Origin of the sequence: Lysinibacillus sp. FSL K6-3209 (genome assembly GCF_037976175.1) — a bacterium.
GTDB lineage: Bacteria > Bacillota > Bacilli > Bacillales_A > Planococcaceae > Lysinibacillus > Lysinibacillus sphaericus_D.
The window spans coordinates 3342895-3364056 of the sequence record NZ_CP150264.1; the positions used below are offsets into that span (position 1 = coordinate 3342895).

General features: G+C 38.1%; 24 protein-coding genes and 1 other annotated feature. Of the genes, 3 read left to right on the forward strand and 21 right to left on the reverse strand.

Features of this window, described 5'->3' with window-relative positions; genetic code table 11:
* Positions 1 to 60 precede the first annotated feature (60 nt).
* Positions 61 to 696, forward strand: coding sequence for a hypothetical protein (locus MHH88_RS16300; protein ID WP_339259426.1), 636 nt, complete (start codon positions 61 to 63; stop codon positions 694 to 696).
* A complete protein-coding gene (locus MHH88_RS16305) occupies positions 693 to 1301 on the forward strand; it encodes a hypothetical protein (RefSeq protein ID WP_339259428.1) in 609 nt (202 codons plus the stop codon). The genes MHH88_RS16300 and MHH88_RS16305 overlap by 4 nt, the downstream gene beginning before the upstream one ends.
* Positions 1302 to 1347: 46 nt before the next feature.
* Here the strand turns inward: MHH88_RS16305 and MHH88_RS16310 are convergent, their stop codons facing one another.
* From MHH88_RS16310 to MHH88_RS16375, 14 genes are all read right to left on the reverse strand, one after another.
* Positions 1348 to 1860 carry a GNAT family N-acetyltransferase gene (locus tag MHH88_RS16310; protein WP_339259430.1) on the reverse strand — a complete coding sequence of 171 codons (513 nt, stop codon included), beginning with the start codon at positions 1858 to 1860 and terminating at the stop codon, positions 1348 to 1350.
* A 72-nt stretch (positions 1861 to 1932) separates the two neighbouring features.
* Positions 1933 to 2640, reverse strand: a complete 708-nt coding sequence (locus MHH88_RS16315) for an amino acid ABC transporter permease (protein ID WP_339259432.1) — start codon at positions 2638 to 2640, stop codon at positions 1933 to 1935.
* Positions 2641 to 2653: 13 nt separating this feature from the next.
* On the reverse strand, positions 2654 to 3355 hold the full coding sequence (locus tag MHH88_RS16320) for an amino acid ABC transporter permease (RefSeq protein ID WP_339259434.1): 702 nt from the start codon (positions 3353 to 3355) through the stop codon (positions 2654 to 2656).
* A 24-nt stretch (positions 3356 to 3379) separates the two neighbouring features.
* Positions 3380 to 4204: a transporter substrate-binding domain-containing protein gene (locus MHH88_RS16325; RefSeq protein WP_069513697.1), complete on the reverse strand. Its 825-nt coding sequence runs from the start codon at positions 4202 to 4204 to the stop codon at positions 3380 to 3382.
* 16 nt (positions 4205 to 4220) lie between these two features.
* A complete protein-coding gene (locus MHH88_RS16330) occupies positions 4221 to 4499 on the reverse strand; it encodes a glutaredoxin family protein (protein ID WP_069513699.1) in 279 nt (92 codons plus the stop codon).
* A 15-nt stretch (positions 4500 to 4514) separates the two neighbouring features.
* Entirely contained in the window at positions 4515 to 5528 is a 1014-nt protein-coding gene (locus tag MHH88_RS16335) for an LLM class flavin-dependent oxidoreductase (RefSeq protein ID WP_069513700.1), read from the reverse strand.
* A 47-nt stretch (positions 5529 to 5575) separates the two neighbouring features.
* The gene (locus MHH88_RS16340) at positions 5576 to 6904 is read right to left on the reverse strand and encodes an LLM class flavin-dependent oxidoreductase (protein ID WP_339259438.1); all 1329 of its coding nucleotides are present in this window, start codon (positions 6902 to 6904) and stop codon (positions 5576 to 5578) included.
* Between the two features lie 201 nt (positions 6905 to 7105).
* Positions 7106 to 8002 carry a LysR family transcriptional regulator gene (locus MHH88_RS16345; RefSeq protein ID WP_103976090.1) on the reverse strand — a complete coding sequence of 299 codons (897 nt, stop codon included), beginning with the start codon at positions 8000 to 8002 and terminating at the stop codon, positions 7106 to 7108.
* 296 nt (positions 8003 to 8298) lie between these two features.
* On the reverse strand, positions 8299 to 9264 hold the full coding sequence (gene argF / locus MHH88_RS16350; protein WP_069513704.1) for an ornithine carbamoyltransferase: 966 nt from the start codon (positions 9262 to 9264) through the stop codon (positions 8299 to 8301).
* Between the two features lie 293 nt (positions 9265 to 9557).
* Complete coding sequence (locus MHH88_RS16355; RefSeq protein WP_024363833.1) at positions 9558 to 9773, reverse strand: helix-turn-helix transcriptional regulator; 216 nt, start codon at positions 9771 to 9773, stop codon at positions 9558 to 9560.
* A gap of 369 nt (positions 9774 to 10142) precedes the next feature.
* Positions 10143 to 10625, reverse strand: a complete 483-nt coding sequence (locus MHH88_RS16360; RefSeq protein WP_069513710.1) for a DUF2975 domain-containing protein — start codon at positions 10623 to 10625, stop codon at positions 10143 to 10145.
* A gap of 264 nt (positions 10626 to 10889) precedes the next feature.
* Positions 10890 to 11597: a zinc-ribbon domain-containing protein gene (locus tag MHH88_RS16365; RefSeq protein ID WP_339259441.1), complete on the reverse strand. Its 708-nt coding sequence runs from the start codon at positions 11595 to 11597 to the stop codon at positions 10890 to 10892.
* Positions 11598 to 12192: 595 nt separating this feature from the next.
* Positions 12193 to 13281 (reverse strand): M42 family metallopeptidase, encoded by a 1089-nt coding sequence (locus MHH88_RS16370; protein ID WP_069513711.1) that lies wholly within the window; start codon positions 13279 to 13281, stop codon positions 12193 to 12195.
* Between the two features lie 108 nt (positions 13282 to 13389).
* Positions 13390 to 13875 carry a dUTP diphosphatase gene (locus MHH88_RS16375; RefSeq protein ID WP_069513712.1) on the reverse strand — a complete coding sequence of 162 codons (486 nt, stop codon included), beginning with the start codon at positions 13873 to 13875 and terminating at the stop codon, positions 13390 to 13392.
* A gap of 103 nt (positions 13876 to 13978) precedes the next feature.
* Between MHH88_RS16375 and MHH88_RS16380 the strand changes: the two genes are divergently transcribed.
* Positions 13979 to 14374, forward strand: a complete 396-nt coding sequence (locus MHH88_RS16380) for a sigma-w pathway protein ysdB (protein WP_069513713.1) — start codon at positions 13979 to 13981, stop codon at positions 14372 to 14374.
* A gap of 61 nt (positions 14375 to 14435) precedes the next feature.
* Here MHH88_RS16380 and MHH88_RS16385 read toward each other — a convergent pair whose 3' ends face one another.
* The 7 genes from MHH88_RS16385 to MHH88_RS16415 form a co-directional block, all read right to left on the reverse strand.
* Entirely contained in the window at positions 14436 to 14708 is a 273-nt protein-coding gene (locus MHH88_RS16385; RefSeq protein ID WP_069513714.1) for a DUF1294 domain-containing protein, read from the reverse strand.
* Between the two features lie 247 nt (positions 14709 to 14955).
* Positions 14956 to 15315, reverse strand: coding sequence for a 50S ribosomal protein L20 (gene rplT, locus MHH88_RS16390; RefSeq protein ID WP_069513715.1), 360 nt, complete (start codon positions 15313 to 15315; stop codon positions 14956 to 14958).
* 58 nt (positions 15316 to 15373) lie between these two features.
* Complete coding sequence (gene rpmI, locus MHH88_RS16395; RefSeq protein WP_069513721.1) at positions 15374 to 15574, reverse strand: 50S ribosomal protein L35; 201 nt, start codon at positions 15572 to 15574, stop codon at positions 15374 to 15376.
* A gap of 31 nt (positions 15575 to 15605) precedes the next feature.
* Positions 15606 to 16109: a translation initiation factor IF-3 gene (gene infC, locus MHH88_RS16400; protein WP_024363824.1), complete on the reverse strand. Its 504-nt coding sequence runs from the start codon at positions 16107 to 16109 to the stop codon at positions 15606 to 15608.
* Positions 16110 to 16204: 95 nt separating this feature from the next.
* Positions 16205 to 16350 (reverse strand) — a sequence feature (ribosomal protein L20 leader region).
* Between the two features lie 152 nt (positions 16351 to 16502).
* A complete protein-coding gene (thrS, locus tag MHH88_RS16405; RefSeq protein ID WP_339259446.1) occupies positions 16503 to 18437 on the reverse strand; it encodes a threonine--tRNA ligase in 1935 nt (644 codons plus the stop codon).
* A 393-nt stretch (positions 18438 to 18830) separates the two neighbouring features.
* Positions 18831 to 19760 carry a primosomal protein DnaI gene (dnaI, locus tag MHH88_RS16410; protein WP_255313727.1) on the reverse strand — a complete coding sequence of 310 codons (930 nt, stop codon included), beginning with the start codon at positions 19758 to 19760 and terminating at the stop codon, positions 18831 to 18833.
* A gap of 24 nt (positions 19761 to 19784) precedes the next feature.
* Complete coding sequence (locus MHH88_RS16415) at positions 19785 to 21158, reverse strand: DnaD domain protein (RefSeq protein WP_339259448.1); 1374 nt, start codon at positions 21156 to 21158, stop codon at positions 19785 to 19787.
* Positions 21159 to 21162 lie beyond the last annotated feature (4 nt).

Below are 21162 nucleotides of genomic sequence, written 5' to 3' on the forward strand. Positions count from 1 at the left end.
TTATTAATATTATTTCCAAAATGGACTAAGCGATTAGTTATGTTACGAGGAGGAATTATGATGAGCATTTCATTTACAATGCTGAAGCTAGACCCAGGACATGCCTTTGGTGTCAATGGCCGTATGCAGAAAGATGTAGGTAATGAAGCAAAAATCGTGGAACAATATGATTTTCCATACGCGAATTTAGATAATGTGGACGTTCTTTTGATTCCCAATTTTGTGGATCAAGAATGGTTATTTTTACAGCGCGAAAAAATTGCTGCCTTTTTAGCAAGTAAGAAAATCGTTGTCTTTTGTGGGCATTTATTTCGACAATGGTTGCCAGGATGTGGTCCGTTTATGCCCCAGCACATCCAAAACTTTAAAGATTATGAAGTATTTCCGACTGGGCAATCAGTGATTTTCAAGGGAGTTTCAACTGAAGATATGACATTCAAAAAAGGGGTTGCAGGCTTTTTTGCTCGAGGCTATCATCATGCACCTGCAAACGCTGAAATTTTATTAACGTTTGCAAATGGCAAACCGGTTACATACATTGACCGCTTTTCTACAAATGGTACGATTTTAGTACATGCCGGCCGTGATTTACTTGGTTATGCAGATGAACATACATCAACAGATCGCATCCGCCCACAGTTTTTAGCATGGCTAGAAACAGAGGTTCATGCTTTAAAGGAGGATAATGGTCAATGAGAAAAATTGGCGTAATTTACAGTGGGAATGAAGCACATTATCGTACGTTCCACGAACCAAAATTTAAGCAATTTATTGCAAAGCTTATTTACCATCCAGATTTTTTAAAAACCGATATTGACGACCTCGATGTCCTAATTGTCCCCTCCCAATTAAACTATCAATTATTGTTAACAAGCGCTGCGAAAATCCACAAATTTGCGGAAAACGGTGGCATTATCGTTGCTTTTGGCCCACAACCTTGGAATTGGTTACCTGCGCAGCAATGGGAAGAACGACCAACAAACTTCTGGTGGTGGCTTGATAAAGATGCTTCTAGCGGCTTAGTCCTGCAAAATCCAGCTCATCCATTGTTCAATGGTTACCTCACTTTAGCTGATTGTACATGGCATCAACATGGTGTTTTTTGGCCACCAGAGCATGCAGATATTTTAATTTCTACAGAAGACGGTGGTGCGGTGCTTTATATAGATGCACACTCCAACGCTGGAAAATGGATTATTACAACACTAGACCCTGATTTCCACTTTGGTTCCTATTTCATGCCCGCCACAGAAAGGTTTTTTGAAGGATTTTTCCCTTACCTTGCATTTGGAAAGATTTAAGCAACACCTAACAATACCCGCTGAATACTTTTCAGCGGGTTATTGGTTATAAATCATAGCGGAAGCTTTTCACCAAGATATCGCCTTTATAAAACTCTTTTGACTCGTCTCGGACAAAACCTAGTGATAAATAAAGGTTGATGGCAACTTGCATAATATCTCCAGAATGTAAATAGAGAGATTGATCTTGACGCTTGCGAGCAAAAGCAAAGCTTTCTTGTAATAATTTTTTAGCCACACCTTGCCCCCTCCCTTTCGGATGAACTGCTAATAAGCGTACAATCGTTGACTCAATACCAAGTTCAGGAAGACCGTATGCTTTTTCAGCATTTGTAAATAGTTGCAAGCCTCCTACAATTTCCTGCTCACGCTTTGCAACTAATATCGTCTCTGCATTTGGATTGCCAACAGACGCCCGAATATCTTGTAAATATTGAGCCCAATGCGCTGGGTCTTTGTAATCTTTCTCATACTGCGCATAACTGTCCACAAGCACTTCCAAATAAGCTGGATAATCTTCTTGTCGTAAATGTTCAATAACAATTTGTGCTACTGTCATCAACAACACTCCTTTCACTTCTTTTTTGATTAGAAAACTGGATAAGCACTCATACGTTGAAATTGCACACAACTAGATACTACCCTTACGATAAGCCGTCACCCTATGTTCGATTTGGTGAGCAAACCATTCCACAATTATAGAAACACCCCAATAGATTAAGCCGACTGCTATAAATGCCTCTAAAAACTTTAAATTAACGGAAGCTACGATATTCGCTGCGCCTGTTAACTCTTTAATTGAGACAAAAAATGCCAAAGACGTTGCATGTAAAAACCCAATAAAGACATTTGTAAAATTCGGTATGGATTGACTAAATGCTTGAGGTAATATTAAGCGTCGCATTGCCTGCGAAAACGTTAGCCCAACTGCATACGCCGCTTCTAATTGCCCTTGTGGCACACCTAAAATACCAGATCGTATAATTTCTGAAGCATAAGCCCCCGCACTTAACGTCAACGCTAGTAAGACAAAAAATAATACTGGAATCGTATTTGACTGAAAGTCCAATTTCAAAGCTTGTGCAATTGCATCTACAACAATTGGTATTCCAAAGTAAATAAGCATAATATGCATAATAATCGGTGTGCCTCTGAAAAAAGAAACGTAAAAGTTTAATAACGGTGCTAGTATTTTTAGTTGTTTTATGCGAACAAAGGCGACGATGATGCCGATTAAAATACCTAAACAAACAGGTGTACATGTCATAAACAAAGTTAAAGGCAATACCTTAAAAATTTCCTGTAAAGCGTGCCATATAAACGCTATATCTATAGTCATTGTTCGTTCCTCCCTAGCTCAACGCTACTTCTTTCATATAACGGTTGAGATAGCGTTCATTACGTTTCAACACCTTTTCTGCGAACAACACAATCACATAATAAACGACTGATAGTGCCAAATAGATTTCTAGTGCTCTTGTAGTCGAAGCAATCAGCGTTTCTCCTCGACCGACCATATCCATAACACCAATCGAAAATGCCAATGACGTATCCTTTAATGAGCTAATCATTGTATTCGACATATTTGGAAAGGCGATACGTAGCGCCTGTGGCAAGATAATACGTAAAAATGCTTGCGCTCGATTTAAGCCGACAGCGTAAGCCGCTTCTAATTGCCCACGGTCAATCGTTAAAATAGCCGCTCTAAAAATTTCTGCAAACGATGCAGCATTACTGAATGTATACGTTATGATGACAAAATACATAGCATCCAGTCTTGTTACATCAATATGAATCATCTTTAATAGAGCAGGTACACCGTAAAACACTAAAAACAACTGAATTAAAATAGGTGTGCCACGAATAAACGAAATATAAATCGTAACCATTTGTTTTAAAATGGGTATTTGCAATAGCTTTGGTAGGGCAACTACGATACCAAACAATATGCCAAAAACAATCGAAAAAAATAATATCTCCAGTGTTACGGGTAAATATTGAAGCAATATCGGAAGTACATTCGCTATTAGCATCCAGTCAAAATCATTGCCCATACTTCCCTCATCCTCTCCTATGTGTTAGAAATCTACAGTATAGTCATCACCTAACCACTTTTTACTAAGCTCGCTAATTACGCCTTCTGTTTTAAGCTCTCTAATCGCCTCATCAATACGCTCCTGTAAAGGTACTTCATCTTTGTTTAGTAAAAAGTAAACTTTCGAGTTTAATAGTGCATCACCCACTACTTTTTGTTGAGCTTCATTGCTTTCGTTATAGTACTTCACTGCAAATGGGGTTGTAATAATCGCATCAAGACGACCTGTCGCAAGTTGATTATTAACATCCACTGATCCAGAGGAGTACACAATATTTGCCCCTAAATTATGCTCTTTATTATATTTTTCAATAAAAACAGCAGAGTTGCTCGTTGGCGACACACTGACATTTTTGCCTGTTAAATCAGCAATCGATTGGATGTCATTATTTTTCGCATTGACCGTTACTTGTAATGGGAATACATTATATGGCTCCTTGTTAAATAGAAATTTTTCCTCCCGTTCACTATTGACCTCCATCTGATGTGCGATTAAATCAATTTTCCCTGTTTCTAAACTTAGTAATAAGTTTGAAAATTCCATTGTTTTAAATTCAAAATTATACTCCGGTAGCTTTTCATCAATCGCTCTGACAAGCTCCACATCATAGCCTGTTAAATTCCCCTTATCATCAAGGAAGCAAATATTAGGAAATTGCGTACCTGTTCCAACTAGTATTGTTTGAACGTTATTTTTACCTTGTGCTTTCGCATCTTTACTACTATCTATTTGTGATTTTTCTGTACTTGAGCAAGCCGTTAAAAATAACATCAGTACGCATGTTAAATAAAACGTTAATTTCCTCATCGTATCACTCCCTTTCCTAAACTTGTGTTGGTAAATGAATAGCAAGTGCTGTCTTAATATGTTCAAGTCCAAGTTCTGTAACGGCTTTGTACACACCATCCTCACTTGAACCAATTTCAACTACTGGCACATAGCGTACGCCATACTTTGTATCAAGAATGTCACGAAAAGCATCGTTATGTGTAACATCAACTGTTCTATAGGTAATTCCTTGCCCTTGTAAATAGGCTTTAACTTCCTCACAATAGCTACAACCTTGCTTTGACCATACAACTACATCTATTTTTTTTGCCATGTTGGATAATCCTCCTTAACTTACTGCTTCATGTTGTTGTAAATGTAAATTTACTGGACTTAATAAGTCAAATGACCGCTGTCGTTCAAATGCCTTTAAAATCGGTGTATGCAAAATAAACTCATCAATTTGATATTGCTTGTGAAAGGCATCAAATGTGGCTTTTATCTCTTCAGGCGTACCGTATAAAACATCTGCATCATACTGCTGTACAGTGAACGCTTCTCCTGATTCCTGCCCGAATTTTTCTGCTAATTCCACCGATTGTAGCGTCAAACTACGACCACTTGCCAAATGTACTTTCGTAATTTTTTGTTCTCCTACTAATGCCTGTGCCTCCTCTTTTGTAGGTGCGGCAAGGGTTGCAATTGATAATGCAAAATGACCATTTGGAAAATGTGTGCGATAGGTCTTAGCGGCTTCCTGTAAAACTGCTGGATCACTATTGATAAAGCGTGCAAAAACAAAGGCAATGCCAAGCTTACCTGCAAGGGCTGCACTTTGGGGGCTTGCGCCAAGTAAAAATAACGACGGTTTTACTTTAGGAATAGGTGTTGCCTGAACTCCATTTAGCTCATGCTCTGATGGTAGCGCGTTGTCCATTAATTGCTGTAAAAACGTTAGTCGTTCCTCAAAGTCCTCACCATTGTTCACCGTGCCAAATTGCAATGCCTTTGTGGACAATGGTAGACCTCCTGGCGCTTTTCCAATGCCCAAATCTACTCTTCCTGGTTCTAACGTTGCGAGCACATGGAAATTTTCTGCCACTTTGTATGGGCTATAATGTTGTAACATAACACCCCCTGAGCCAATACGAATTGAGGTCGTTTTTGCAAGTAAATACGATACTAAAACTTCTGGTGATGTGCCTGCTAATGTATCGGTATTATGATGTTCTGACACCCAAAAACGCGTATATCCTAACTGCTCAGCCCTTTGTGCTAACGCTACTGTATTTTGCAATGCTTGCTCGTTTGTTGCATTGTCGATAATTGGGCTTTGGTCTAAAATACCTAAAGAATAACTCATACAATACCTCCTTAAAATATTTTTATTCAAATAAGTTTACTTGGTTTTCAAACAGACTGTGTGACATAACGACTTTCTTTAAATGGTAATCCTAAATTACCTCGCAATGTATTTGCCTCATATTGCTCTCTGTATAGACCTCGTGCCTGCAAGATAGGTACTACTTTATCGACAAAATCATCAAGTGCATCAGGCACTGTTACAGCTACAATAAAGCCATCCGCTGCTTCTTTTTCAAACCATTCCTGTACTAAATCAGCAATCTGTTCAGCAGTACCAAAAAATGTCGTTTTCGGTGTAGCTTCACGTAATGCTACTTGACGAAGTGTGAGCCCTTCTTCTTTTGCATAGGTTTTTATATAATCGGTCGTGCTACGGAAGCTATTTGCTCCAATGTCACCTAGCTCTGGGAATAATGCATCCACATCATACTGAGTAAAATCATGATGATCAAAATAACGACCAAGATAGGCAAGTGCACGTTCAATGGAAACAAGCTCTACTATTTCTTGATACTTTGCCTCGGCTTCTTCGATTGTGTCTCCGATAATAGGTGATATTCCTGGGAAAATCTTCACTTCATCGGGATTTCGTCCAACATCTGCAACCGCTGTTTTGACTTTTTTATAAAACTTCTGTGCTTCTTCAAGCGATGCACCATGCGTAAATATGGCATCCGCATCCTTTGCGGCTAAGCGGATACCCGCATCCGAAGACCCTGCTTGGAAAATAACAGGTTGCCCTTGTTTTGAGCGCGCAATATTGAGTGGGCCTTGTACCGAAAAGTATTTCCCCTTATGTTGTAAGGTGTGTAGCTTTGCTGGATCAAAAAATACATCATTTTCCACATCTGCTATAAAAGCATCATCATCCCATGAGTCCCAAAGTCCCTTTGTCACCTCTAAGTATTCCTCAGCAATTTGGTAACGTTCTGCATGACTAGGATGCTGGTCAATTGTTTTATTATAATTTAACGCCGTGCTCTCTAATGGTGTCGTCACTACATTCCATCCTGCTCGCCCATTGCTAATATGATCGAGCGATGCAAACTGTCGTGCTACAGTAAATGGTTCACTATAGGATGTGGATACCGTCCCTACAAGTCCAATGTGGTTTGTTGAAACTGCTAGTGCCGATAATAACGTTAACGGCTCAAAACGATTTAAAAAATGAGGGATTGACTTTTCATTAATAAATAAACCATCTGCAATAAAAGCAACATCAAACTTCCCTTGTTCCGCCTTCTGCGCTTGTTGTATATAAAACGGCAAGCTTACACTTTGATTGCTTGCTACTTTTGGGTGACGCCAGCTCGAAATATTGCCACCTACACCATGAATAATCGCCCCAAATCGAATTTTATCCTGTCTAACCATACCTGTTCTCCTCCTTAAAAATTTTTATTTTTACTAAACTTAGTGGTTAAGTATGTTTTTAGTTAAAAAATAATATTTCACTTATACTGTCGGGCAGACATGCATAAATAAAATAGGATTGAGGAAGATATTACCGTTCATTAAACGATTATGCAATAGGTCTTATAATAGAAAAAATTTTTCAAGCTATAAATTTTTTTATCATGAAAACGTTTGGGTATTTTCAAACTGAATAGCTGTATTTAAAATATTGTCCCAAAAAGCAGGTTCCAGTGTATCTTTCTTCAAATAAGTTAAAAAAATATGCTGGTTCATATCGAATAAATGTTTCACATCAATCTCAACAAACTCGCCGCTTTCAAGCTCGTTTTTCACACATAGATGTGGCAAAAAGCTCATATAACCTTTCGTTCGAATAAATGCCTTCGCTACTTCTAAATGGTCTGTTCGCACTTCAATATTTGCCGATACGCCTTCTACCTCGAACATTTTATGGACATAGTTCCAATCAAATGCGCCACATTCAAAAAACACCATTTTTTGCTGCGCTAATTCTTTTGCCTTTAAAACGACTCCTTGTGTCAAAGTATGGTCCCGATGCATAACAAGCTTTACTGCATTGCTTAATAACAACTCATTGCATACTCCTTGTTGATGCACATATTGCATAAACCCTATATCAATTTGGTGACTCTGTAATTTTTCTAATAGGATTGTTGTAGGACCTGTGATGATTTGAAAGCGCATGTGAGGAAAGCTTTCCTTCCATTTAGGTAAGGCATATGCCAAAAAATATTGAGCTGTCACACCGTTCGTACCAATACAAACTTCATTTGTTGTTTGCGTTTCCTGTAATTGTTTTTTTCCTTGCTGAAACGTTTGCACAATCTGTGTGGCAAATGGTAAAAAATCTTTTCCTTTCTCTGATAAAATGACACTCCTTGCATCACGATAAAATAATTCAACGTTTAACTCACGTTCCAATGATTTGATACGAGCTGTAACTGTTGGCTGTGATAAAAACAATGCATTGGCAGCCTTATGAATGCTTTTATAATGGACAACATATAAAAATGCCTCGATATGATCAATGTTCAAATAAAGCCCTCCTAAAATTTCGTATTGTCCCTATTATATCGATATCCATCAATTTTCTCTATAACAGATTGGAAAACTATGTTATTATCAATAAACATAAAAAAAAAGCAACCCAGCGTCTCCCAGGTTACTTTCACTATGTAGCGATGAGGTCATCCATCTTGACAACGTACATCGCGCGCAGCTACATCCCTCTGTCTGTATGCTACTTTATGTTATTCACAGATGACACCCACTGTTGTCAATGTGAACTCTCTATATAGCAACTCTCCATAAGAAAGTTATCTAGCCTAACGTTAAGCCATAATAGAAGCTAGAACAGCTTTTTGAGCATGAAGTCTATTTTCTGCTTGCTCAAAGATGTAAGAATTAGGGCCATCTATAACTGATGTTGCCACTTCTTCTTCGCGATGAGCTGGTAAGCAGTGTAAGAACATATAGTCTGACTTTGCATGTGCAACAAGTTCATCGTTGATTTGATAACCAGCAAAATCTTGTAAACGTTTTGCAGCTTCCTCTTCTTGCCCCATTGATGTCCAAACATCTGCGTATACCACATCTGCATCTTGGACTGCTGTTACAGGATCATTTGTAATCGTAATGGTACTACCATTTTTCTCTGCAATCTTTTGTGCTTTTGCGATAACTTCCGCATCACACTCATAGCCAACAGGCGTTGCAACAGCTACATGCATTCCTACATGTGCAGAAGCGACTACTAATGAGTGCGCTACATTGTTGCCGTCTCCAACATAGGCAATTTTAAGACCTTGTAATTCACCTTTATTTTCAAAGATTGTTTCTAAATCTGCCAATGCCTGACAAGGATGATAAATATCTGTTAAACCATTAATAACAGGAATTGTTGCATGCTCAGCTAACTCTTTAACCATTGCATGAGAGTTTGCACGAATCATAATGCCATCTAAATAACCTGATAACACATGTGCAGTATCATAAATTGATTCACCGCGTCCAATTTGTAAATCACGTGCATGCATAAACATACCTTTACCGCCCAATTGTTCCATGCCTACTTCAAATGAAATACGAGTACGCGTTGAATGTTTTTCAAAAATCATGCCGAGTGTTTTACCTTCAAGTAATTTCGGACATTTACCTTCTTTTGTAATAATTTTTAGTTGAGATGATAATGCAACTAACTGCTGAACTTCTTCACTTGTATAGTCTAGCAAAGTTAGTAAGTCTTTTCCTTTTAAGCTTGACACTAACTTTAACTGTACCTCTTCTAATAATTTCATAGCCTTCGCTCCTTGCTTTTGTTACTGTTGAACTTAGTATACACATGCATAAATATAAAATCAACTGAATTTTTATGTTTATTTTCAAAAATTAGAATTCATCAGTTATTTGTGACAAAAATACGTCAATTTGAATATTTATGCATATAGAATGTATTGTCAGCATACTACTGCCATAGTTACATTGATAACCATTTCATATAACCTGTTTGTTATCATAAAAAAAAGAGCCTACCCGAAGGCCTGCTCTGGTCACACTTATGCAGTTATTTAAAGCGATTCTAGATATTCTACTACTCTTCGGCATCACTTCGATATTCTAAAATATCGCCTGGCTGACAGTCTAACGCCTTGCAAATCGACTCTAAAGTAGTTAAGCGAATTGCTTTTGCCTTTCCATTTTTTAAAATAGAAAGATTCGCCATTGTTATGCCAACCTTTTCCGAAAGCTCTGTTACGCTCATTTTTCGTTTAGCTAACATCACATCGATGTTAATAATTATCGCCATATCCTCAACCTCACACTATTCAATCATTTTCTGATTTTATGTCTACGATTTCTTTATTCAAGCGTTAGGAAAACATCCGATTGCGATAACATTCGTAGCAAATGTAAAATACAAACCGAATGCCAGCAATTCCACTCTATCACCTTTACTTAAAATCGCAACAACGAGAATTCCCGCTACAACAAAAGCACTGATAACAATAGCACAGAACTTGATCACTTTTAAAGCCTTGACTGATACTTCTGAACATGTCTGTTCCTATTCATGTTAAGCAACAGCTTATATACATTGATAGCACGCAATAAAACATGGTAAAGAAAATACATAAGTTGCTATTAAAAAAGCATTCGTAATGCTAAGTTACTCACCTCAAACAACTAAATCGTTTTCAGATTTAATATCGACCGCTTCCTGTAAAAGTCGTTGAAGAACAGCAGCAAATACTGCTATTACCATAGAGGCAAAAGGTACAAGCAGTCCAACAAAAATCACACCTGGTGCATCGTCTTTCTCAGCAAAAAGGTAAAAAAGTGGCAAAATCAGGACATGTAAACTACTTATGATAATGGCACAATATTTAATCTTCTTTAAAGATGTTACAGACAGTTCCGAAAAGGCTTTGTTTTGATCAATGTAGCGTAATAGTTGAAACGCCTGATACAAAGCAAAGTAAAACGGAATGGAAGATGCATACAAAATAATGGATACGATATATTGTATCGAAGAAAACGCAGGTAATAACTTTTCTGAAAGCTTCCCTAGCTCCGGTACAAGCAAAATACATAGTGCTAAAACTGGGATAGCCATGAGTATGACCGCTATTTTTAAAAACAAAGTTGTTGCTATTTTCATGAAAACACCTCATTGGTTTATATTCAATTTGATTTTAATATATTATTTATCGTTTTACAATAAATAATCATTGATTGCCATTAAAATATGACACTCAATATCCACTCGTATCACTAGGGCTCGCTTTTTTCTTTTCGTATCGAAAAAGATTATATATAGTTTGTAGATGGTACTGTTGACACTAGCTTTCATTGTATCTACTAGAACAATAAGCTTTAATACCCCGTAAACAAAAAACGGTCACCCATTGGCAACCGTTCATTCTTAAATATCTGCATCCTCTTCATTCTCATACTTCTCTACATATGTTTCATATTCCTCTTTAACATCCGCAGGCATTGTGATTAAAAACTCTTCAAATAATGTATTAAACTCTGAGAATAGGTCATTTGTTTTGTTATTAAACGTTAATAAAGAACCTGTTGGCGATTGTGCTTGTTTTGAAAACTCAACATAAACAGTATACATTTCTTTTAGCACATCATAAGCATCTTCATAACCCTCCGGTACATCTTGTAAATATTTCATACTTTCTTGAATTTCTGTTTGACCATCAACTAAGTCTTGTAAAAGACCTTTCTCTTCATATGTATTTTTTAAGTTTGCTAATGCGACATTAAAATCTCGTCCATCGTCAATAGCATCATCCCACTGTTCAGAATAAGAGGAAATAACCATTGCATTGCTTATTGTTTCCGTATACATGTTAAATGCGTTTACAGCCATCTCACCAACGTATTCTTGCACTCTTTTTTCTTCTTGTGTCTTTTTATAATACAAGAAAGCAATTACTCCACCAACTATTACTACTAGGCTTAGAATTAAACTAATAATTAACCTCTTCTTTGATTTTTTCTTAGTTGGCAATTCTTCATTTTTATTGTTATCTTTTACTGTTGTTAAACCTTTACCACATTCTGAACAGAACTTGCTAATCTCACCATTCTCATGCCCGCATTCATTACAAAACACCTAATCACCTCAAGAATATATAGTAAAATAATCATACCACAATATTTGGATTATATATACTGTAATTTACATTATTATGGTGCATCAAGAAGCCAGAATTGAGGACAAAGGCTTGATGCAAAAATGAACTGCCTATGCTTTAGATGCTAATTAATAGAATCTAAAACTTAGACAGCCATCGCTATATGTACATGAATCCCTCATTTAAGGTATCCGTATATGTATTCCCTTGTTAATGTGAGATTCCTCACATTACATCTACTAATCTACTTCTGCCCCTGATAGTTGTTAAAACTTGTACACCTGCCAGTGCAATTGCCGTTAATCCATATCCTTCGTTTAATGAGGAACTCTGAAACTCCTAAAACATATGATACAACCTGCATGACCTTAATCATTCAGACCTTCCAGCCCTAACTGTTAATGGTCGCCTTATCTAAAATGCTTTTTTCCTCTGATATTGGCTCTTCTTACTTTTGAGCTCGAATCGCCAAATCTTCGCATCAATGTCAACATTTATATACTTCTTTGGTCTAGCCAACGCAAAAAGCCTCCTAACATTTTAGTTAGAAGGCCAAACTGCATTATGGCATGATTAATCAAATGTAATTTTGTTCACAGCATCACGGTCTAATTTTTTAATAACTTCAACCATTAGCTTAACAGCGTTATCGTAGTCATCACGGTGTAAAATCCCTGCATGTGAGTGGATATAACGTGTCGCAATGCCGATTGATAAAGCAGGTACACCATTAGCTGTTACGTGGATTGAGCCAGCGTCTGTACCGCCACCAGCCATTGCTTCAAATTGATATGGAATATTGTTTTCATCCGCCACATCTAAAACAAATTCACGTAAACCACGGTGTGAAACCATTGATGCATCGTAGACAACGATTTGTGGACCTGCACCCATTTTACTAGTTGACTCTTTCGGTGTTACCCCTGGCGTATCACCTGCAACACCTACATCAACAGCAAAACCGATATCTGGTTGAATTTTATGAGTTGCTGTTTTCGCTCCACGAAGACCTACTTCTTCTTGTACATTCCCTACAGAATATAGGATATTTGGATGTTTTTCATCTTTCAATGCTTTCATGACATCAATGGCAATTGCACAGCCAATGCGGTTATCCCATGCTTTTGCTAATAAATACTTATCATTTTTCATGACATTGAATTCGAAATAAGGTGTTACCATGTCACCCGGACATACTCCCCATTCAAGTACTTCTTCTTTAGAAGCAGCACCCACGTCGATAAACATATCTTTAATGTCTACCACTTTGTTACGTACATCGGCTGGTAAAATATGAGGTGGTTTAGAACCGATTACCCCAATAATTTCTTCACCTTTACGTGTTGTAATTGTCACGCGTTGCGCAAGCATTACTTGGCTCCACCAACCACCCACTGTTTGGAATTTGATGAATCCTTTATCATCAATTTGAGTGACCATAAAGCCTACTTCATCTAAATGACCAGCTACCATAATTTTAGGGCCGTTTTCATCGCCTACTTTTTTAGCGATGACGCTCCCTAAATGATCTGTTTCTACAGTATCTGCATATGGTGCGATGTATTTTTTCATAACCTCGCGTGGTGCACGCTCGTTGCCCGCAATGCCATTCGCATCTGTTAAATCTTTAAACATTTGCAAAGTTGAATCTAGTTGTGTCATCCTTTTGCCTCCTACATTTTGTATCCCCTCTATTATACTTCGTTTACCGAAATATTCCTAGTGAGTCGTCTGAAAATTGATGTTTTTTTTACTTTTTAGTCTAGTAAATTAATAGCCACTACGTTGGCGATTATAATTTTCTTCGTTTTTTTCAATATACGCTGACACGACATCCTCAAATGTAAAACCGAGATTATATGCAAGTAACCCATAGCATTGCCAAATCGCTGCATAACTATGCTCTGTTGGGTGGCTTATAAATGTTAATATGTAGTTTTGCGTCATTAAAAATGTCTCTGTTAAATCACGCTTCTCTTCAACAACTGGCCATTTTTCTATAGCCGTATAGCCTTTTAATAACCCTAGCGATAAAATAAAGTGAATCGAATCCACATACTCCTCTAAAATCACTTCCCGCGCTGATGGCCCTTTCGTACTCCAAAACTTAAAGCAACGTGTTTCATTAGCAAGTTCCGCCAGCTCAACCATTAACGCTAAGCCTTTTTCTTTAAAGACATCGTGTTCGATTTTTTGTGTTTTTTCAATAAAATTATCAAGTTCTTTTTGCATCGTAAATAATTGTTGTAAGTTCATTTTTTTCTCCTAAATTTCTAAAATTTTTTTGTATAAAGTGAAACTAAATGTCACCCCCAATCGTATAGGTAGGAATAACCTTTCTTCAAGGGGGAATTTTAAGATGTTACCGTTACTTATTCGACTTGCTGTGATTGCGCTTATTATCTATGTATTCTATAAAGCGATTCGATATATAACCGATCCTAAACGAAAACTCGATGAGGCCTATGAAAAGGGCCAATATTACTTTTATGATGACGTAAAAAATGTTCGAAAGAATTTCTTTATTTCTTATAAGGGTGCGCTGTTTGAAGGTGAAAAATACTTAGGTACGACCGAAGATGCGTTTGAGGTCGTTACAATTTTTGTTGGTGCCCGCGACACTGCAACTTTACAAGGATTTACAAGGAGTGACTTCGAATATCTCCAACAAGAAATTTTATTTAACTATCCTAACGCGAAAATCAACTGGAAGCAACCCATTGAACAACTTATGCGTGACACCTCCTCTTCATGAGGAGGTGTCACGGATGTGTAAGTGCCTGTCACTCACACAATTCTAGACAATTTAAGTGTTTTTATAATGAGCTACTCCATAATTGCACGATTATAAAAATTTGAATTGCTGCAATCAATGGAAAGCCAAAGGCAAAACTGTTATGGCGTGTTTTATGACGGAATAAATACATACCTAATACGCCACCGACAGCACCTCCTGCAATTGCCAAGGTAAACAATGTACGCTCCGCAATGCGCCACTCCTGCTTTTTTGCACGTGATTTATCCATGCCCATCATCACAAGCAATACAACTGAAACAATTGCCATATAGGCAAGTAAAGCTTGAGCCATTAACACAACCTCCTATGTAAAAAAGACTGATGAAATAACCCCACCAGTCTTCACTATACACTAATTTATTAGCATTTGTCGCTTCGCTTCAATGCCAATTATCTTTTGCCTCAGTCGCTTTGCTTTCGAGGCAGAAATTTATTTATTTTGCCCCTGCCGTTTTGCTTTCGGGGCAGAAACCTTATTTTGCCCCTGCCGCTTCCGCTTTCGGGGCAGAAATAAAAAAGAGCGACTTAGTCGCTCTTTTTTATTTCGCTACTGCTTTTTTAGCAGCTTCTGCTAATTGTGTGAATGCTGAAGCATCTGTTACAGCTAAGTCAGCTAACATTTTACGGTTAACTTCGATACCAGCAACTTTTAAACCGTGCATTAAACGGCTGTAAGAAAGACCGTTCATGCGAGCAGCTGCGTTGATACGAGTGATCCATAATTTACGGAAATCACGTTTTTTCTGACGACGGTCACGGTATGCATATTGACCTGATTTCATTACTGCTTGGTTAGCAACTTTATATAATGTATGTTTAGAACCATAGTAACCTTTAGCTAATTTCAATACTTTTTTACGACGTTTGCGCGTCACTGTTCCGCCTTTTACGCGTGGCATATGAATTACCTCCTGCTTTTCATTAAAAAATGAATATTAGTTTATTTTGTGTTATCAATCATTTCATGTAAACAAGTAATGATTTGATGCGTTTGAAGTCACCAGATGATACAACGTTCGCTTTACGTAGGTGACGTTTTTGTTTCGTAGATTTGTTTGCGAATAAGTGGCTTCCGTAAGCACGGTCATATTTTAATTTACCTGAACCCGTTTTTTTGAAACGTTTCGCAGCTCCACGGTGAGTTTTCATTTTTGGCATGTCGAATTCCTCCTAAACTGTTCGTCTAATATTATTTCTCGTTCTTTGGTTGAAGAACTAAGAACATGCTTCGGCCTTCCATCTTCGGTTTTTGTTCAACCGTAGATACTTCAGCACAAGCTTCAGCAAAACGATCTAACACACGTTGACCAATATCTTTGTGTGTAATCGCACGACCTTTGAAACGTAGGCTACATTTTACTTTATCGCCTTTTTCAAGGAATTTAATCGCATTACGTAGCTTCGTTTGGAAATCATGTTCATCGATTGTTGGGCTCAAGCGAACCTCTTTCATTACGATGACTTTTTGATTTTTACGAATTTCACGGTCTTTCTTTTGCTGTTCAAACTTAAATTTACCATAGTCCATGATACGAGCGACTGGCGGCTTGGCTTGAGGGGCCACAAGGACAAGATCCAAGTTTACACGAGTGGCGATTTCTAGCGCTTCGTTACGTGTCTTTACACCAAGCTGGTCACCATTGTGATCGATTAATCGAAGTTCACGTGCGCGAATGCCTTCGTTTACATACATGTCTTTGCTAATAGTAATCCACCTCCAAGTAGTTGTCGCGAATACATGGTTTGGGCAAAGCCTTGCCCGGTTGAACGGTACATCCTCTTGCCATGTCCATAAAAAAAGGACGGACATTTTTGAAGATGTCCGCCCGCTATATGTGCATGCGTAAGTGTACGCAAAACAATTCAACGTGTCATACCTGTTCACAGCCTAAGCGTTGTATCAGGTGAGAAGCGGGCAGCCTCTACTTCAACCACAAACTTTGTATTCATTAACCTTAATTATATTAGCATGTACAATTTAGATTGTCAAATATTTTTACAATCTCTTAATTAGTATGTGTAATACACTTACAGTTTATACGTCATTATAATACAAAGAATTAAAGATAATCAAGTACCTTATTAATTAAAAACGTGCAACTTCCGCTTTAATATTCGCTAAGAAGTCCTCGAATGAAATTGTTTCTGAATCTTTTGAGCCGTAACGACGCACGTTTACACCGTTAGCTTCAACTTCTTTATCACCAATAACAAGCATGTATGGAATCTTTTTCATTTGTGCTTCACGGATTTTGTACCCTAGTTTTTCTTCACGGTCATCCATTTCAACACGTAAGCCTGCTGCAGTCAACTGCTCTTCGATTTGTTTCGCATAGTCGAAGTGCGCTTCGTTTGATACTGGGATTACTTCTACTTGTACTGGTGCTAACCAAGTTGGGAATGCCCCTTTATATTCCTCAATTAAGAAGGCAACAAAACGTTCCATTGTTGATACAACACCACGGTGAATAACGACTGGACGATGTGGTTTACCATCTTCACCTACGTATGTTAAGTCAAAGCGTTCTGGTAATAAGAAGTCTAATTGTACAGTTGATAATGTTTCTTCTTTACCAATAGCAGTTTTTACTTGTACGTCAAGTTTAGGGCCATAGAACGCCGCTTCACCTTCTGCTTCAAAGTAATCTAAGCCAAGCTCATCCATTGCTTCTTTTAACATGCTTTGTGCTTTTTCCCACATTGCATCGTCATCGAAGTACTTCTCTGTATCTGCTGGATCACGATAAGATAGACGGAATGAATAATCTTTTAAATCAAAGTCTTTGTACACTTCTAAAATTAACTGCACAACTTTTTGGAACTCTGCTTTAATTTGGTCTGGACGAACAAAGATATGTGCATCATTTAACGTCATCCCACGTACACGTTGTAACCCTGAAACAGCGCCCGACATTTCATAACGGTGCATTGTTCCAAGTTCAGCAATACGTAATGGTAAATTACGATAAGAGTGCATGCTGTTTTTGTAAACCATCATATGGTGTGGACAGTTCATCGGACGCATAATTAATGTCTCATTATCCATTTCCATTGGTGGGAAAATGGAATCTTGATAATGATCCCAGTGACCTGAAGTTTGGTAAAGCTCTTTAGAACCAAGTACTGGTGTATAGACATGTTTATAACCAAGCGCTAATTCTTTATCTACGATATAACGTTCAATCACACGACGGATTGTTGCACCATTCGGTAACCAAAGTGGTAAACCTTGACCTACTTTTTGAGAAGTAGTGAATAATTCTAATTCTTTCCCGATTTTACGGTGGTCACGTTCTTTTGCTTCTTCCAACATTTGAAGGTGGTGCTTTAATTCTTCTTTTTTAAAGAAAGCCGTACCGTAAATACGTTGCAGCATTTTGTTATCAGAGTTCCCTCTCCAATAGGCACCTGCTAATGATAATAATTTGAACTCACGTAGTTTACCTGTTGATGGTACGTGAATACCGCGACATAGGTCGAAAAATTCACCTTGGTAGTAAATAGACACTTGCTCATCAGCGGGAATCGCTTCAAGTAATTCTAATTTATATTCGTCGCCGATTTCTTCATAAATTGCTTGTGCTTCTGCACGGCTAACGTTTTTACGCTCTACTTCTAGATTTTCAGCAATGATTTTTTTCATTTCTTTTTCGATTGCTGGTAAATCTTCAGCAGTAATTGGTGTTGGTGCATCAATATCGTAGTAGAAGCCTCCTTCAATAACCGGACCAATACCAAGTTTTACTTCAGGAAATAAGCGTTTAATCGCTTGTGCTGTTAAATGGGCTGTTGAGTGACGAAGAATTTCTAATGCTGCCTCATCATCTTGTGTAATAATGGCAATTGTTGCATCTTCTTCAATTGGTGTTTTTAAGTCTACTAATTCCCCATTTACTTTCCCTGCATAGGCTTTTTTACGAAGTCCTGGGCTAATAGATAATGCCACATCATCAGTAGATGTACCTTTTGCAAATTCCTTTACAGCGCCATCTGGGAACGTTAATTTAATCATGTCTGACATTTTGTTGCACTCCTTGTTTGGTTAAATTTAGTGATGCATGATGAAACAGCGAATCTTATGGTTAACGTAAGCTTGCACAAAAAACCCTGAAAAACAAAAAAGCCCCGTCCCTCACAAAAGGGACGAAGCGTATGCTCGTGGTTCCACCCTTCTTCCTTCCGATAAAATCATCAGACGAAGCTCAAGGCTAGCTAACGGGCTAGGGACCGGCGAAAGATATGCCCTTTCGCTGCTCAGTAGGTAGTAAATAATGTGTCCAAACTAGGAAGCTTACAGCCGATGACTTCCCTCTCTAAAAGCCGTTACACAAAATTCATGTCCTCATCATTGCATTGTGCTATATAGTATATGAGACAGTATACGCTCGATTGTCGTAAATTGCAACTGTCAATGTTACAAACGTCGATTTTTGCCACGCATTTCTATTGGCTCCGTCAAAGCTCTCACACGTTCCATAATACGGCCAGCTTTTACGACCTCAATATCCCCTTTTTGAGACTGCGCTAAGTGATGCTCTAATTCATCATAGTTAAAATTAGAGGTAATGAATGTTGGCAATTGTTCTGCCATTCGATAATGGAAGATTGTCCCTAAAATTTCATCGCGTGTCCAAGCTGACATTGTTTCTGCCCCTAAATCATCAAGCATCAATACCGGCGCTTTTTTCACATAATCTATTTTTTCATTTAACGTATTATCACCGATTGCATTTTTCATTTCACGTAAAAATTCTGGTACAAAAACGACGACTGAACGGATTTTTTTGGAAGCCAGTTCATTCGCAAGTGCACCAAGCACAAAGGATTTCCCTACACCAAACTTCCCATATAAATAAAAGCCTTTCGTTGGTAGCTGCCCTGTTTCCTCTGTTTTCTTAACAAATTGTGCCGCCCGTTGCGCGATAAGCACACGGGATTCATCATCAATCATTAAATCTTGGATTGTCGCTTGCAACACATCTTTCGGCATATGCATACTAGCAATCATATTCGCAACATCCCGACGTTCGTCCTCACGCACCTTTTGTTCACAGCGTACGTAATCAATTTCAACCGTATTACGTACAACACGTAAAGTCGGAATAAAACCTTTTAAATAATTGGTGCAATGCGCTGTATGATCACAACCACAGCACACCGTCGATTGACTAATAAATTCATGAAGCTTTGGTAAATTGCGCTCAACAGCATCGTAGCTTAGTTCTTCTGCGTGTTCTGCTAAAAAGGCCTGCACACGAGGATGTTCTAAAATCTCTCGCCTCATCGCTTCATATCGCTCTTGAAATGATGGTACATTAATGGCTCTTTTTAATGCTTTATTAATTGGTTCGATTACCGTTCACCTACTTTACTTATCGCTTTTTCCAAGCATTGCTAATATTTTTTGGCGCTCTTTTTCAAAATCCATCGTACTTGAAGAAGCGCTCTCGTCTGGTTGCTCATTGCGTTTATAAAACCATTCAGGTACTTTTTCCTTACGCTGATTATCCGCTCGCCCTTTGACATACTGATTATTATTTTTAGCCGGCACCTGTGGTTTATTTTTCCACGTTGTATATTTATCATGTTCTTGACGTGCAAGCTCCATTGCTTCCTTTGCCGTCTTAATGTTTTTTCGTACCCAATGATCGGCAATGGTTTCCACATACTTTTTAGGAAGCTTCATATCCGTAGATAGCATGACATATTCAAGCAGTGCATTGACCACGCCTACTGGCATCCCATGCTGAACGATTAAGCTCTCAGCTAATTGTACAGATGTTTGTAATGGCTCTTTGCCGTTATTAATATCTCGCAACACTTGGACAGGAGGTGTTGACTCTAAATAATGTTGCAACTCCTGATCTTTTGTTTTTTGAACAGCATCTTCCTCAACCGGTGGCGCGTATACTTTGGCAAGCTTTGGTGGCTCTTTTGAAACAGTAAGCTTATAAAAATCGGCTGCCGCTTTGCGTAATCGTTCTTGTGAAATACCCAACTCATCATCAAGCGCTAAAATAACAACTTTTTGCATATCCAATGCCGTTAAATGATAGAGGAATGCTAATTTGGCAATTGTTTCACGCACTTCAAGCGTCAGTAAATTTGCGGGTACTAACTGGTCAGATAATCCTGCCTGTAGCAACTCAAAATCAAATTGCTCAAAATAAAACGGATAAACCTTTTGTGCATTTTCTTTGCTATCAATGCCACCCTGCAAATCGGTAGGAATATTGGTATTAACCGGTTTAAAAACATCCATAAAGGCGCGTGATACATCTTTATATGCTGTACCCCTTACTGGCTGAATAAAACGTTGGCGCAACTTCCGATATGCCTGCTCTCCGATTTTACTAAACAAAAACATTGATAATAAAGGATCTTTCATAAAGCTATCTGCATCAAGCGGGCGCATAAGCTCGTATAAAAAGCTTCGCTGTTCTGCCTCTTCTTTTTTCCAAGTTCGCAATAAACCGATTGCTTCAAGTGCGATGCGTGCTTCGAACACTTTACCGATTGGTAGTCCTAGCACATTCATTAAATAATAATGATTCATTTGCTGTTTAGGCATTTGCTCTGCTTCAGCCCATAGTGTTAAATAAAGACTGATTGGCTCAGCACCCGTTAAAGGTTGATAAAATAATGTGACTAATTGACGTTCCATCGTGGAAAGCGCATGAGGTAGACGAATGTCAAAAGTATCTGCGGGTTGCAATTCTTTATACAAATGAATCAACGTCATTCAC